The organism is Paenibacillus sp. RC21, from assembly GCF_044907935.1.
GTDB lineage: Bacteria > Bacillota > Bacilli > Paenibacillales > Paenibacillaceae > Paenibacillus > Paenibacillus terrae_A.
In genome coordinates this window covers 1-15862 of record NZ_JBIYCS010000010.1, presented here as the reverse complement: position 1 = coordinate 15862, position 15862 = coordinate 1, and the positions used below count along the sequence as shown (strand labels likewise).

At 46.4% G+C, this 15862-nt stretch carries 14 protein-coding genes; 4 read left to right on the top strand and 10 right to left on the bottom strand.

All coding sequences use genetic code 11. From position 1 onward, the window contains the following. Positions 1-112: 112 nt before the first annotated feature. Positions 113-2119: a beta-galactosidase gene (locus ABIA61_RS23445; RefSeq protein ID WP_283654584.1), complete on the bottom strand. Its 2007-nt coding sequence runs from the start codon at positions 2117-2119 to the stop codon at positions 113-115. A 378-nt stretch (positions 2120-2497) separates the two neighbouring features. Between ABIA61_RS23445 and ABIA61_RS23440 the strand changes: the two genes are divergently transcribed. Next, positions 2498-3415, top strand: coding sequence for an AraC family transcriptional regulator (locus ABIA61_RS23440; protein ID WP_283654583.1), 918 nt, complete (start codon positions 2498-2500; stop codon positions 3413-3415). A gap of 142 nt (positions 3416-3557) precedes the next feature. Here ABIA61_RS23440 and ABIA61_RS23435 read toward each other — a convergent pair whose 3' ends face one another. From ABIA61_RS23435 to ABIA61_RS23410, 6 genes are all read right to left on the bottom strand, one after another. Continuing rightward, positions 3558-4646, bottom strand: coding sequence for a site-2 protease family protein (locus ABIA61_RS23435; RefSeq protein WP_404581325.1), 1089 nt, complete (start codon positions 4644-4646; stop codon positions 3558-3560). A gap of 74 nt (positions 4647-4720) precedes the next feature. Beyond that, positions 4721-4993: a hypothetical protein gene (locus ABIA61_RS23430; protein ID WP_404519719.1), complete on the bottom strand. Its 273-nt coding sequence runs from the start codon at positions 4991-4993 to the stop codon at positions 4721-4723. Positions 4994-5058: 65 nt separating this feature from the next. Next, positions 5059-6336: a Tle-like phospholipase domain-containing protein gene (locus ABIA61_RS23425; RefSeq protein WP_404581324.1), complete on the bottom strand. Its 1278-nt coding sequence runs from the start codon at positions 6334-6336 to the stop codon at positions 5059-5061. 53 nt (positions 6337-6389) lie between these two features. Further along, the gene (locus ABIA61_RS23420) at positions 6390-6665 is read right to left on the bottom strand and encodes a hypothetical protein (protein WP_404519720.1); all 276 of its coding nucleotides are present in this window, start codon (positions 6663-6665) and stop codon (positions 6390-6392) included. 323 nt (positions 6666-6988) lie between these two features. Continuing rightward, complete coding sequence (locus tag ABIA61_RS23415; protein ID WP_283654578.1) at positions 6989-7186, bottom strand: hypothetical protein; 198 nt, start codon at positions 7184-7186, stop codon at positions 6989-6991. 136 nt (positions 7187-7322) lie between these two features. Further along, the gene (locus ABIA61_RS23410; protein WP_283654577.1) at positions 7323-7694 is read right to left on the bottom strand and encodes a hypothetical protein; all 372 of its coding nucleotides are present in this window, start codon (positions 7692-7694) and stop codon (positions 7323-7325) included. A 273-nt stretch (positions 7695-7967) separates the two neighbouring features. Here ABIA61_RS23410 and ABIA61_RS23405 point away from each other — a divergent pair, with 273 nt between their 5' ends. Together ABIA61_RS23405 and ABIA61_RS23400 are read left to right on the top strand one after the other, a co-directional pair. Beyond that, positions 7968-11330: a DEAD/DEAH box helicase gene (locus ABIA61_RS23405; protein WP_404581323.1), complete on the top strand. Its 3363-nt coding sequence runs from the start codon at positions 7968-7970 to the stop codon at positions 11328-11330. Positions 11331-11654: 324 nt separating this feature from the next. Then, complete coding sequence (locus tag ABIA61_RS23400; RefSeq protein ID WP_283654575.1) at positions 11655-12110, top strand: MarR family winged helix-turn-helix transcriptional regulator; 456 nt, start codon at positions 11655-11657, stop codon at positions 12108-12110. 130 nt (positions 12111-12240) lie between these two features. Here the strand turns inward: ABIA61_RS23400 and ABIA61_RS23395 are convergent, their stop codons facing one another. The 3 genes from ABIA61_RS23395 to ABIA61_RS23385 form a co-directional block, all read right to left on the bottom strand. Beyond that, positions 12241-13191 (bottom strand): ring-cleaving dioxygenase, encoded by a 951-nt coding sequence (locus ABIA61_RS23395; RefSeq protein WP_283654574.1) that lies wholly within the window; start codon positions 13189-13191, stop codon positions 12241-12243. 46 nt (positions 13192-13237) lie between these two features. Beyond that, positions 13238-13864, bottom strand: coding sequence for a nitroreductase family protein (locus tag ABIA61_RS23390; RefSeq protein ID WP_404519723.1), 627 nt, complete (start codon positions 13862-13864; stop codon positions 13238-13240). 316 nt (positions 13865-14180) lie between these two features. Further along, complete coding sequence (locus tag ABIA61_RS23385) at positions 14181-14552, bottom strand: MmcQ/YjbR family DNA-binding protein (RefSeq protein WP_283654572.1); 372 nt, start codon at positions 14550-14552, stop codon at positions 14181-14183. Between the two features lie 141 nt (positions 14553-14693). On the opposite strand from ABIA61_RS23385, the gene ABIA61_RS23380 reads away from it, so the two are divergent. Next, complete coding sequence (locus tag ABIA61_RS23380) at positions 14694-15575, top strand: metal-dependent hydrolase (protein WP_404519725.1); 882 nt, start codon at positions 14694-14696, stop codon at positions 15573-15575. Positions 15576-15862: the final 287 nt, after the last annotated feature.

The window sequence follows — 15862 nt, the reverse complement described above, 5'->3', positions numbered from 1 at the left end:
GCCATATGCGAAAACGCCCCGCTATACGCAGGGGCGCTCATTTTCCGGGTATTCCCGGCTGGACACATATATGATTTCATTTATATGTCGATTTCAGCTCATTACTCATCATTTACGCTTCTTCGATAATTATAACACTCCAAGGCTCTAATTGAAGCGTTTGTCCTTGAGTAACTGTCTGCTGTCCAATCAGTTCCTTGCCGTCTCCATGCGGATACACAACTGAGCCTGCTTGTTCAGAATAGTTAAAATAGTACCGGATCGTCCGTTCCAGCTCATTCGTACCGGATTTAACAATGATCGGATACGACGCTTCTTGATCCACTCCCCACACTCCCGCCTGCTTCGCGACAGAACGGAATAGCTCACGAATGACCGCCGGGCTTACGACACAGCCGATGTAGGTCGCCGTTCCCTGACCATAGCGGTTTTGCGTAATTGCGGCATATTTGCCCCAATGCGGATGGTCGTAATAGGCCAACACCTCGGCAGTTGTCGGTGTAATCAACTCCATCCACGTATCTACCTGATTTTCCTCCGGTGTTACCTCAAAAGGATTATCTTTAAGCGTTACATTCTTCGGCTCCACGAACAGGCTGTAATGAATGCCGCAGGCTTCACTAATCACACCAGGCTGCCGGGAGGTTCTCACCTGCACATGCTCATTGGTAAACCCGCTTCGGAACGTGTATACCACATGACCGCCGTTTTCCACATAACGGTTCAGTTTTTCCAGTAACGCATTCGGTGCAGAGTAGAGAACGGGTACGATCAAGAGATCATAGTCGTCAAATGACTCCGTACCCGGATGAACGATATCCGTACCGATATTCAGCTTATACAGCTCGTCATACAAGCGACGTACAATGTCATTGTAATTCAACGGACTATTCATATTGAACTTGAACCAGTCAATCGACGTTAACGCTTCGTTACTGACGAGGATCGCTGTCTTGTTTTTCTTTTTCAGGTTTACCAGATGAGGGGATAATCTTGCAAAATCCTTCCCAATCGTCTGTGCTTCCTCATAGACAGGATTGGGTTCAAAATCATGACTCAGCAGACCCTTCCAGTAGGTTTCGAAGGAATTATGGATGGAATGCCAATGCCAGTAGGCCACCATATTGGCCCCGGAAGCCAGATGACTGAACGCTTGCAGCCGCAATTGTCCCGGATAAGGAACCCAATGGGTAAAAGCCTGCGCTTCCGTTTCCAGCACCAGATAATTATTATTCTTCGTGGAGCGCGCCACATCACCACCGAAGGAAATTTCAATCCCGGTCAAATCATCCTGTGTTGGATGGTAAATATCCACTCCCGTCACATCAAATGCTTGGGATGCCGCAAAATGATCCACATCCCGCTGAATGCCGAAGGAATGGCCTCTCCACTCAAAATCAAAGTTTTGCGTAACAAACTGATCTTCCCGCTTGTATTCATTCACGAGCGCGACCTGCCAGGCGAGGAAATCCGTGACCAGCTTGCGCTGGAATTGGGAAAATGCTGCGCCCAAGCTTCCATTAATCGTCCCGACCACGGAAGGGAAATCCTCCCAGCTATTGATCCGATTGCTCCAGTAATCAAGGCCAAATTTGTGGTTCAGCTCTTCCAGTGATTCAAATTGCTCACGCAAATGCTTAACGAATTGCAATTGCACATTCGGTCCGCTTGTGTTGTAATGCTTCGTTTCGTTATCTGTCTGAAAACCGATCACCGCCGGATGCTGACTCACCCGCCCAATCAGCTTGCGTATAATCCGCTCGGCATGGAACAGGTACACCGGGTTCGTAATGTCCATAATCTGACGGGCCCCGTATTTACCTGGTCCCTGAGGTGTTGTCGCCAATACGTCAGGATGCTCCTTGACCAGCCATGTCGGTACGGCATAGGTGGGCGTGCCTACAATGACCTCAATGCCCGCCTTATGCATTGCATCCAGCACCCGATCCACGGAGGTAAAATCAAACACTCCGTTTTGCGGTTCATGCGTACTCCAGGTGGATTCGGCAATTCGAACCACGTTGATACCCGCATCCTTCATCATTTGAATATCTTGGTCCAGACGGTCATAAGGCATATATTCATCATAATAAGCAACGCCGTACAGCAGCTTTTTCATCAAGTCGTCCTCCAATATGTTTGTAGTAGAGTGTCATGTGCTATGCGCATTATTTTTAAATGCCGTGGCTTTTATGCGGTTTTGACAGAGATTGAACGGCTATGGGTAATTGCCAGCCATGCGAACCTGTCCGCTCTGCGGTACATTCGGGATATAGCCTGCAAAAGCCAGCGCATGCCATATGCGGATTGATGTTGTTTCCATAGCTTCTCCTGATCGCAAAATGGTACCGCTTTCAATCAATCCTTATATAAGCACTCTCTTTTATATAAAAGCTTATATTATAGGATTTGTAAACGCTCTTTTATTATAGTTACATGTTAGGTACAATGAGATTGTCTAAGCGGTGTAAAATTTGCCCTAATCGAAGGTGATCTTATGATATTGAATTCTGAAGTTGATCCAGCTCTATTCGAAAATTGCCACTGGCTTCCTAACATTGACTGGAATGTAAAGTTTTTCGGCGCTCATATTCACCGGGTAAAAGCAAACTGGTGTATGCCAGAAGAGTCACATATCGGTTTTGAAATTGTACTGATTTTGGAGGGTCGTCAGGAGACGATCATGGAAAATAATGTGTATTCGGTTGGTGTCGGCGATATTCTGATCATCCCACCGGGATTCAAGCATGTGAGTCAATGTGCTTCCCCAGACGGGATGTATTATTTCAGCACCCATTTTAATATAGATGATCCGTTGTTCCGTCAGGAGATGATTAAGAGCAATCAGCTTTTTTTTCCGGCTGGTACTGAAACGAACATGAAGCTGCAAAAGATCGTGCACAGCTGGATTGGCATGATGCAGGAGAACGGAGAATATACGACAGCGGATCGTTTTCGCATGCAAATTGCCTTGTTTGAGCTGTTCGGAATATTCTCGCAAATGATATCTACCGGGATGGAGCCTACGCTTTCGCCCTCATCCGTTCAGTATGCCAAGGCCATTATGGAGGCCATTCAATCCAGATTCAAGCCTTATCGGGATGATGAATCTGCCGAGCCGACGTTCCGAATTGAGGATGTGGCAGCCTCCCTCGGGATCAGTCCCGGATACGCACAGGAGGTATTCCGCAAGGTATACGGCTATTCACCGCGTCATTACCTGTCGGAGACGAAGTTGCACGAGGCGAAAGTGTTGATCCAGCAACCCAATCTGCCGCTGAACAAGGTGGCCTCCCTGCTCGGATACTCCAGCTTGGCTCATTTCAGCAGACAATTCAAGCGCTGGACTGGCACCAGTCCGCTCAAATACCGCCAAACGCTGAGTCCGGTTACTGAGCAGGAACAAGGTAGCTAAATAGAGACACGGTAACAGAGACTTCGCTATTTTCATAGTGATAAAAAGAGCGTGACACCGAACATCCCGGTTGCCGCGCTCTTTCTATTTTATTGCTATCGACACGTGCTCCATCCAGGATTACTCCTTCAGGGTATTCGGGTCACAGCCTTACATCCCCTATATGCTGATGCACCACATACATCATCCCCATCAAGAACAAGGCCAGTCCCAAATAACCAATCCCGAATTTCCAGCGTGATGACGTGGGTACCTCGTAATATTTATCATTTTCAAACGGAATGTAATCAATCTCACACAACAATTTAAGCTGATACGCATCCGGTGTCGGTATATGCTCCACACCATTCAGCCTTACATCCTGGACAAGACACTGCTGTGGCAGCAAAAGTGTCTGCTCCACATCCAGACTTTCCATACACACCGTCACATATTGCTGCCCTTCCAGATCCGAGTAGGTATTAAAAGATAGTCGACGGGTATGCTCCGGTCCGGGTAGCGGGTATCCTTGCTCATACAGATGCTGTACGTTAATCAGCGGCTTTTGCAATAAAGATTGGACCTTGACCTCTCCTTTATTGCGTTTAACATATTTTTTGTACAAATCGTAGGCAAAGAGCGCCCATATCAGGAAAAATAAAAAGGATTTTAAATACACAATGACAACGATTCCACCCACCAAGCCGACTAGCCACAACCACCGCGATACTGCCGTGGAAATTCGTCCTCCGTCGAGCGGGTGAATTGGCAGCAGATTGAGCAGATTCAGGAAAAAACCGACATACGCCAGCGCGTACAATAGCGGACTGTCCGTCGCATAGGCTCCCGCGTATACCGCCATAGCCCCAACCGTGCCCAGTAACGGGCCGCCCATCGCCACATACGCCTCTGTTTGCGCATCCAAAGGATGCCGTTTCATCGTAATCAGCGCACCAAGAAAAGGGATAAACAACGGTGCCGATACGGGAAGTCCTTTCCGCTTGGCAGCCCATACATGCCCCAGTTCATGCACAAACAGCAAAAGCACAAAACCAACCGCAAATCCCCACGGGTACAGAAGCGCATAGAAGCCAATCGTCGTCGCCATAGATATCAGCGCACCGCCGAATTTACCGAATTTCAATAGTGCCAGCAACGACTTCCCTTTCAAAAGAAGCAGCGCCGCCGCACTGCCTAGATACCATTTGGATGAGCCGGATTTGGAATTAGCCTTTTTATCATCTTTTTGCAAAAGCGTCCGCCTCCTTTCTCTACACTTCCATTGTATCCTGCTATGTACAGCTTGTAAAAACTTCCTTGCTTCAATTAATGTACAGCGTCTGTTCGCTTCATCAATTCAACGTACTGAATTAGCTCTGCCTTTTGCTGCTCCAAGACATGAATCCTGTTCGCTAACCCGGCAAAAAAAGCTTCGATCTGGTCCCTGATCACATTAGCTGAATGCCCTCTCCATTCATGCAGACGACCATACAACACGCGCGCCGCCTGTTCATCCGTGCGAAGCTGAGCGAGCAGCCATGTCAGCTCCTTTTCCGCAAGCAATAACTCTTCCAGTTCGACCCGTATTTGTCCGTTCAAATCACTGTCCGCCTCCTATGTATTGAATGACGTTGCCATCCCCTTGTATCGTTAGTTCATTGTTATTAGCTGATGTCCGCCTGAATAAACTGCTCTACTTTGTATTCGAGGTAATAAAGAAACTCATTGGTGGTCTGCAAATGCCACTGGCTGAATTCGGTCATGGAGGAATCAAGCTGCGTTACAATCGGCTGTAGTCGTCGGCTCTGACTACTGTGCAAATAACGTGAAAGCCTTGCTCTGACACGCTGGAAATCTGCATCACATTGTTGCGCGTTTGCCTTCCATTTTTCGGCTACAGCGAGTAAATGCTCCGGCATAACCTGAATCGTACCCGCAGAGGCAGATGTAGCTGCCGTTATGAGTGCATTTTTTTGAAATTGAGTGAAGGTCTGCCCCAATTGATGCAGCCAGCCGTCCACCGTTGCCATCAGGTTGAAATCGGATGGAATACGCGGAGATTCCGCAATTCGTTCGCCTGTTGCCGGATCGTATAGCGGATTAGAGATATAGCCGTTCTCATCAAACTTATAATACTCAAGGGAGTGATAGTAAGGTCCGCCCAACGTGTTGTCAATTTGCTCTTTTAGCCCTATGCCGTCATTAGCCGTTTCATAATTACTGTTGATATGGTAAGAAGATCCTACGTGAAGATCGTATCCTCCCCCAATAAAGCTGGCTATCATATCACCTGGATGAAGGAAATTCGTAATTTGATGGTCAAATTCGCCTTTTTCTGCTTTATCCCTGTATTCTGGCGTCAAGCTGGAAATAACCGAAGGCGCACTGAATGTAACAGCACTTAACCCCGTGTAAGCTGCTGCATATTGCGCATTTCCTCCTCTCAGCGAATGTCCAGTTAGCGAGAAGCTATAGTTCTTGTATTTGCTTTGTAAATCCTTCGCATAGTCCTCTGCCTGATAGAACTGGTTTGAGCTACCGAACAAAGCCTTATCTACACTCTTTTCTTTTTCCCCCATCCAGTTGTTGAACGCCGTGAACCCTAACTCGTCGTCCATTTTCTTCATATTCTCGTTGTAAGCATCCGAATGAATATTTAAACTGCCATGAATTTTTCGGTTAATTTCAGGAAGTGCGAGGGTCGCATCGTTATACAAATCCTGTGGATCATCCGTTTCCGTCCCACGATAGGCAATGACAGCCTGATTCGTTTCATCGTTGTAAAATGTAGTGGCCGCTAATCCTGAGTCTTCACGATTAATGGAGTCCAGTACCCTCCAGCCTGGAAGCTCTTCTACTTTTCCACCTGCTTCCCGATCTTCATATGCTATTTTTGACATTGTTCTATAAGTTTTATCGTCTACACGAGTTGAAATACTCATTTATAAAAACTCCTGTCATCGCATCTTAAAACAAGATACATTAGTTACAAACTCTAGCTCAATTCATATCCTTTCTCTAATAAGACCTTCTCTAGCTCAGGGCTAATTATAAAATCAGAGGTTTCCTGTGTCTTATAATTTACTGAAATATCAAAGGTCTGTTCTTTTTGGCCCTTTACATTTCCTTTAAAGTTTATTGAATAAGCTACATACTTCGGTAACTTGTGTTCATAGGTGATCTCAACATCAATACCATAGGCCTCCTTCAAATATTGAACAGCCGTAGCCTTGGCTTTACTGATCAGTTCAGCATCTTCATCTTTACTCACCTTTTGGCATCCTCCTAATATTAAAATAAGAGCTATCAACACCATCATTCCTTTTAGATATCGGTGGCCGATTCTAATCATCCCTTTCATATGCACAACGTCCCATCTTATATCCACAAAATCCCTTTTATGAATTGTACCTTTTCTCAAACGGAAACAAACAATACGCCTTTAGGCTTAAGATATGATTAAGTCCACAGCATCAAAAGGATGTAGAAAATCGACGTTCTTAGCTGAATAGTTTCAGTTCAACAATAAAATTATCCATATTTTTCAATAATAATTTCCATTGTGCCCTTATAATATTCGACTCCAACTATTAATTACTTGTCTAATGAATTTGTATTTGGATAGGTTCCATTTTCGATAAGGACTTTTTCTAATTCGGGACTTATAGCAAAATCCGAAGTTTCTTGAGTTTCGTAATTCACAGAAATGGTGAAATCCTCTTCCGCATGGCCTATTACATTACCATTTATATCGACCTTATTCGTTACATAAGTTGAAACTTTTTTTTGCATATGTGATTTCTACATTTAATTTATACTTATCCTTCAAATACTGGACGCCGTAGCCTAATCTCAGTCACCCTCTCTCAGCACGTAGATATCCTCGTTTACATCCAAAACGACGTCTATTTACATATGCGAATAATAATTATTCCCTTGATTTATATCCTTTTTCTATAAGGACATTTTTCAATTCAGGGTTGTATAGAAAGTTGGAAGTTTCTTGAGTTTTATAATCAACGGCAATATCAAAGGTCTGTTCTAGACTTCCTTTCACATTACCTTCGAAATCAATTTTACTGGAGACATACGATGGTAACTTATGTTCATAGGTAATTTCTACATCAAGACCATAGTTATCTTTCATATGCTTAATTGCTGTAGCCTTGGCTTTATGAATCAGTTCAGCATCTTCATCTGTATTTTCCTTTTGACATCCTCCCAGTACTAAAATGAGGACTACACACAACATCATTCCCTTTATAAATCTGCCATGACTAATTTTAATCACCTTTTCCACAATGAGGCGTCTTTATCTATATCCACGAAGCCCTTTCCCATTCCATAAATTGTATCGTTTGTTCCCCTGCCCATTCAATAAGCTTTTAGACATAATACTCATTTCGGCCTATAGTATTAAAATGGTAGAGTATTTCCACTCGCATGGTTTGTTAGTTTCAGTTTCTGCATAATATTATCCATATATTTCAATAACCATCCGCATGTGTCCACGATCACGCCTGTTCTGTTATCATAAAAGAAAACGGAATGACTCAGGAGAGGATTGCAAACCATGAGCTTTGAACTTACCCGGCGGGTCATTAGACAGCTATGCAGTCAAGCCGCTTATGACGACGGGGACGCCTATTATCGGGCCAAAAGAGTGGCCTTCACGCAATTAGATCATGATGATGGTGTGTATGAGGCTACGATCAAAGGAAGTCGCTTCTATGCCGTTGCAGCTATGATCCGCCCTAATGGCAGTATCCGCGCGGAATGCACCTGTAGCACATTTCAGACCACCGGACGGTATTGTAAGCATATTGCCGCTGTTCTCATTAATGTCCATGAAATGCTGAGCGGAAAAAGCCTGTCTGTGCGTTCTTATGCTTCCAAACTCCATTCGGACATGACCTCGGACTCAGTAGAAGGAACTGAAGCAGACGGAATCTATACCGCTACCGCTGCTCAGTATGATCACGCCCGGACCGCACGATTCTCCGGCATCACGCAGAGTGACCTCCAGTTGACCGACAGTATGTTAAAGTTGTTCAGCAGCAAGAAGTCACTTCGCAGCACTCCTACCCTGCTGGATACCCGCGCTGTTCTGGATTTTCAATTTGTGATCCGTCCTTTTGCCTACGGTTACCAGAAGTACATGTTTGGTATAGAGATGAAAGCCGGGCCCAAACGATTGTATATCGTCCAGAAAATCCGTCCATTTCTCGACAGCATTGATCGTGGCGACAGCTACATGTTTACGAGAAACTTTTCATACGAGCCTCAGTTGTACCGATTTCGACTCGAACATGACGCCATTCTTCAGCAGTTGGTTCAAGTTCGCCGTAATGAGCGGATGATCCGGGAAACCTCGGGTACGTATTCGTCCTCTGGCAGCCACATGAGTGGAGAACGGATGCTACTCATTCCACCTGCGGCCTGGGAAAAGCTGCTCCCCTTGCTGGCAGCAGCACAGGGCGTCCAGTTTGAAATTCACGGAAACACAACCGAGGGTATTCCTCAGTCGGACAACATGCTGCCGCTGCAATTCGAATTCGATAAAGCCGAGGCTGACACCGAGGGTTACCAGCTAAGCATTCAAGGGCTGGATGATCTAACCATTATGGAGGGCTACGGCATCGTCATTGCCGATGGCAAGCTCGTAAAGCAAAAGAATGATCCGCTGCAACGTCTGTCCGAGCTAAAACGGATGGTCGAAGTCCATCACAAGCGGAAGATTCAGATTGCAGCGGAACAGATGGAGTCCTTTATGGACAAGGTTGTTCCCGGGCTGATGAAGCTTGGACGTGTCCATATGACCCGTTCCGTATCTGAGCGGGTTACACAGCAGCCATTAAAGGCGAAACTATATCTGGATCGGGTAAGAGACAAGCTGCTGGCAGGACTGGAGTTCCAATACGGGGAAATCATCGTGAACCCACTGGAAACCGACGAGCGGAAGCCTGACAACGAGCGTATTCTGATACGGGATGGGGAGCAGGAACAACAAATTTTGGATCTGATGGAGCATAGCTCCTTCGCCAAGACAGACAGTGGATATGTTATGGAAGATGAGGATGCGGAATATGATTTTCTGTATCATACGGTGCCACAGCTGGAAAAGCTGGTAGAGGTGTATGCCACAGGTGCTGTTAAATCGAAAATAAACAACACTCTGCCTACCCCGAAGGTACGAGTAGAGCTGGACGAACGTACCGATTGGCTTGAATTTAAATTTGATATCGAAGGCATTCCGGAATCCGAAATCCGCCTGCTGCTAAAATCATTGGAGGAAAAGCGAAGATATCACCGCTTGCCGAATGGTGCTTTGCTGCCGCTGGAAACAGAGGAATACAAGGAACTGATCCGGTTCATGAACGAAACGGGAATTCGCAAAAGCGACCTGGATGCCGCACAAATTCGCATACCCGTTACGCAAGGACTGTATTTAATAGATCCCCATGATCAAGGGAAGAATCTGACGCTGGGCAAAACGTTTCGCCAACTGCTGGAGAATATTCGTAATCCAGATCATCTCGACTTTCCAGTACCCGACACACTCGCTCCAATCCTGAGGGATTATCAGGTTTACGGCTTTCAATGGCTCAAGACGCTGGCGCATTACCGTTTCGGGGGCATTTTGGCAGATGATATGGGACTGGGCAAAACGCTGCAAAGTATCGCCTTTCTCGTCTCTGTACTGCCGGAAATCCGTAGTCAGCAGCTTCCAGCCATGATCGTGTCTCCTGCGTCACTGGTATACAACTGGCGGAATGAGCTGGAGAAGTTTGCACCCCATATCCGCGTCGTTATTGCAGACGGCATCGCGGATGAGCGTAATCGAATCATTAGGGACGCAGCGCGGTATGATGTCATCATCACCTCCTATCCTCTGCTGCGTCGGGATGCAGACTTGTACGGCAAGCTATCGTTCCACACGCTGATTTTGGACGAGGCGCAGGCATTCAAGAACCATGCCACCCAAACGGCACAGAGTGTGAAGGATGTGAAAGCCCGTTACCGTTTTGCCCTTACCGGAACACCGGTGGAAAATACACTGGAGGAGCTATGGTCCATCTTCGATGTGGTATTTCCCGAGCTATTTCCCGGTGGAAAAAGAGCATTTCACAACCTCACCCGGGATGTGATCGCCAAGCGGGTACGTCCATTTCTGCTGCGCCGCCTCAAGAGTGACGTCCTGAAGGAGCTGCCGGAAAAAATCGAATCCGTTCAGGTGTCACGGCTCCTGCCGGATCAGAAGAAGCTGTATACCGCCTATCTGGCCAAGCTCCAGCATGAGACATTAAAGCATCTGAATGAGGAAGGCTTCCAGAAAAGCAGGATCAAGATCCTTGCGGGTCTGACCCGGCTTCGCCAGCTCTGTTGTCATCCAGGCTTGTTCATCGAGGGCTACACCGGAAGCTCAGCCAAGTTTGAGCAGTTGCTTGAGATCGTTACGGAATGCCTTAGTTCGGGCAAGCGGATGCTCATCTTTTCACAATTCACGACGATGCTTCAATTGATCGGACGCGAGCTTGCTCAGGAAGGAGTGCCCTACTTTTACCTGGACGGGCAGACTCCCGCTTCGGAACGTGTGGAGCTATGCAGCCGTTTTAATGAAGGAGAACGTGATCTGTTCCTGATTTCTCTGAAAGCAGGAGGAACCGGCCTGAATCTCACCGGGGCAGATACCGTCATTTTGTATGATCTGTGGTGGAATCCCGCTGTAGAGGAACAGGCTGCCAATCGCGCCCACCGGATGGGCCAGAAAAAAGTCGTGCAGGTGATTCGTCTCGTCGCGCAAGGTACGGTAGAGGACAAAATGTATGAATTACAGCAAAAAAAGAAAAATCTCATCGACCAGGTCATCCAACCGGGACAAGAAACCCTTTCGGCACTGACCGAGCTGGAGATTCGTGAACTGTTAATGATCTAGGCAGGTTTAACCGCTATGAATCCAATTTAAAATAAACTTGCACATCGCCGTGTGGTTCACACGGCTGTGCAGGTTATTTTTTGTGATCAGACAAACCACCCGGTCAGTAATGACCGTCCCTCTTTCTTCACTATCCCTCCAACCTGAAATGACTGGGGATGTTTTTCAATGTTCAAACCATAACCAGAGTCCGTTGAAATGGTACATTCCACGGACCTTGCATAGTTGAGTATAGTGGATTAATTTGAATGATGCAGTACATTAACAACGTGGGTTTGTAAATCCAATATTCCGATGAATCACCACATTAAGGAGGAACTTGCAATGAACCATCCTCTTCATGATTCTCACAGGAATAAAGCAGTGGAGCTTATTGAGTATGAGTTAACAACATTTATACGCCGCGCAGTATACATTGATCAGTCTGAGCACAAAATCGGCACTTTGGAGCGCGCCACGTATCTGCTATTGAGGCAGCTCATGGAGTATGGCCCCACTCGTGTAAAAACGCTCGCAGATATGTTTCTGCTCGATATTTCTACCGTCAGCAGACAAACGGCCGCATTGGAAACCAAGGGACTGATTCGCCGTCTATCCGACCCTTCGGACGGGCGCGTCAGCCTGTTTGAAATCTCGGAGCTGGGTAAGAAACTGTTGCTGGAAGACAAAAAAATGAGAGTAGCCCGGTATTGCGAAATGCTGGAGAACTGGACAGATGAGGAACAGGAAAAATTCGGGGAGCTGTTAGTACGGCTGAACAAAACCTACATTGAGGGATAATCCCATACGGATATCATAAGACAAGATGTCACTGAAAAAATCCAAAAGCGAAAAGGTCCAAATTGCCGTAGAAGCACCCCGCAATTGGACCTTTTGTTTACTTATCCTTATATGTCCTGATCCATCATGATTAATCCTGCTTCAATACTCTAACTTCAATGGGAACCAGATTAGACTCAATCAGGGAACGCTGAGGCTCAAACCACTCTGGCAGCATCAGCTTGTGCCCCAATTCGTTCAGCTCCTCATCCACGGTAAAGCCGGGTGGATCGGTCGCAATCTCGAACAAAATACCACCTTGCTCCCGGAAATATACAGCATTGAAGTATTGCCGATCCACAATACCGCTCGTCCCAAAGCCATGCTGGCGAACCGTTTCATTCCACACCTGATGTTCTGCATCATCCTGGGCACGCCAGGCAATATGGTGAACCGTACCCGCACCACCGTTGCCCCACGGTACATCTTTGACCGGAATGTCGATCAGATTGCCCAAATCGCCAGTCGCCTGATAGCGGATGTAGCCTGCATCTGCATCTTCTCCGATGGGAGTCATTCCCAGAATGTTCTCCAGCACGCCTTGCGTATGCTTGGAATTAGCACTGAACAGCACTGCGCCGCCAAAGCCCTTGATCGCTTTATCCGCTGGCACGCCGCCGGCTGTCCACGTGTTCACAGGGCCATCTTCCCGCTCCACCAGCTCAAGATGCAAGCCCTCATTGTCTCGAAACTGGATGAATGACTCGCCAAAACGAGTGGCCTTCGTGAAAGATACCTTCAAGCTGTGCAGACGGTTTTCCCAGTATTCCAAAGCACCGGACGGCACGACATACGTTGTAATTCCTACCTGCCCGCCTCCGAGCTTGCCCTTGCGTGTACCCGGCGCCGGAAAAAAGGTAATAATCGTTCCGGGGCTGCCTTGTTCATTACCAAAATACAAATGATATACTTCAGGAGCATCAAAATTAATCGTCTTTTTAATTAATCTCAACCCAAGCACGCCTGCGTAAAAATCAACATTGCCCTGCGGATCTGCTGCAAAGGACGTGATATGATGAATTCCTGCGGTCTTCAATGACATCTCAGTCACTCCTTTTCCTCATCTAATCTGATTTTATTTATATATTTCAAAATCCGTTGTAGCTGACAAATTGCCCAACTGGCTTACGGTATCCACGTGCACGCTGACCAGATACATCTTCTTTACCCAAGGTAATCAGCATCACTGGCACAAAGTTTTCAGAAATATTCAATACTTCCCGTACCTTCTCCGGGTCAAAACCGATCATCGGGCAAGTGTCCCAGCCTTTGTCCTTGGCAATCAACATGAACTGCATGGCAGACAGGCTGGCATTGCGGATCGCTTCTTCCCTTTGGAAGACAGGTCCCCGCTCGCGATAAAACTGGGTCACCGATTCCACCTCTCTGTCATATTCCTGCTTGCTCAGAACGCCCAGGTTTAGAAAGCCTTCATTATATTCAGCTACTTTCGTATACGCCTCGGTATCCCCGAGCACCACAATTGCGGCCGAAGACGTTAATATTTTATACTGCTTACTTGCCTCGTCATGCAGTCTTTGTTTCGTATCTGTATCCTGTATCACGATATAATGCGCATGCTGTAAATTAAAAGCCGATGGAGCAAACTTTACTAGCTGGAATATCTCTTCCAGTTCTTTTTTATCTATTGTAACATCAGGAATAAATTTAGAAGCCGATCTTCTCTCTTGAATAATATTTACCAATTCGCTCATGTTCAGTTCCACTCCTCGATATTATTTTTAAATGAATTATCTTTAAATTAAGAATATATCTTTATGTGTTTTCTGTCAAGTAAAAATCTTAGTAAGAAGTATGTATTTAATTGATCCACGGACTATCTCAAAATTCGACGAGGAATGGAGTTTAAAGTAAGAGAACTCTTTATACTCCAAGGCGGCAAACCTATTGTCGCAAGACTGGAATCCATATGGAGATAAAGGGCCGGAACGATATATAGAGGTACAGATTTGGGATGATAAACCATTAACATCATACAAATTCTAATGAAATCATCATATAACACACCTTTCACAGATCGGTTGCCCGTATTCTCATCGTAATGGCTTCACGTTGCGCTTTGGTCAAGCTTTTGAAAACCAAATCGTACGAATGGTCGATCATGCTGTACAAATCCTCCAGCGGGAAAGTAGAATCGACCGTTACCGTGTTCCAATGCTTTTTATTTAAATGATATCCCGGCTTAATCGCCTCGTTTTGCTCACGCAGGTTTTCCGCAATAACCGGATCACATTTCAGAGAAACTTGGCAAATACCGTTCGCTTGCCTTAAGAGAGCAAATACTTTGCCTCCCACCTTCAGCACCTGTGGCTCAGGACCAAAAGGGTAATCCTCTATCGCTTCTTTTTTGCTTAGACCATATGCCACAATCTTCTCATACATCAGCCTTCTCTCCTCTGCTCAGTCTTCATCCTATGAATCTTTTTAAAGTCGTATTTGATCCTTATTATATCACCTCCGCACTCTTCAAATACACCAGGACCATGCTACAATTAGAGTATCTGTGCCAAAAGGAGACTCATTATGGATACCATTACACATACACTGTTCGGCTTGGCCTTATACGGCGCAGTCAAGAAGTCGGACATGACGCGCAAGCAAAAGGGCGCACTACTATTCACCACCGTTATTGGCTCGCAAATCCCTGATATAGATGTGATTTCTACGTTGTGGGATGTGTCAGGGCGATACCAGATGTGGCACAGAGGACTCACCCATTCACTGTTCCTCGTTCCCGTATGGGCGGCATTTATTGCCTTGCTGGTGCGCTTGTTCTTCCAACACTCCGGCTGGCGGTGGTTTGGAATAGCCCTGCTGGCTGTGTTCATTCACGATACGAGCGACCTGTTTAACGCTTGGGGTACGGGGTATTTTGAACCTTTCTCGCAGATGAGAGTGACCTTCGGGACGATTCCGATTGTGGACCTTGTTCTATGGGCGTTGATGCTGGCGGGGTTCCTCTATGTCCGCTTCCGGCGTTCTGCCCGAATTTCCTCGATGGCCGTCTACCGGATCGTATGGGCGCTGATGGCGCTGCATTTCACCGTCCAAACTGCCCAAGGCATGCTCATTCTGCACCAGCAAAAGACACAAGCGCCTTATGAGCAGGCAGCGTTATCTGCCGATTTTGTCCCCGGTATGTTCACGGTAATTAGCAAAAAGAACTCCGTGGTCACCTTGAGCAAAGGCTCCCTATGGACAGGCTTCCATACAGTAGCCGAGCTGCCATCCAAGGATCAGGCTAATCTGGATTTGCTGTTTGCCAGCAATCCCAAGTCACAAACGCTTGTGCAATGGTCACCCTTCGTGGTCGTTGTAGACGATGGACAGCGTCTGGGCGTATACGACCCACGTTTCTATCGGGAGGGTCAATCCTTTCTGTACGAATTTATCGACCGTCCGTGAGTTCGTGAGCTCGTGCGGGTCTAAAGATTTAGCTATATTTTATATACTGTATCTGCAAGCTGAACAGCCCTTTCACTTCCCATTAGGAAGTTGGAAGGGCTTGTTCTGTTCGTATTGCAGAGAAAGTTATGCAAGAACCCTATATTTTGATATACTTCCGTGAGAGGCTGTATCGACAACTTCGAACGGTACTCTAGTACCTTGACCAAATCAAATTTGAGGATAGAGATGTTTTAATTTACCTCTAGCCTGCTCGGTAGTAAACTGCCATTCAACCGATTTCTTCG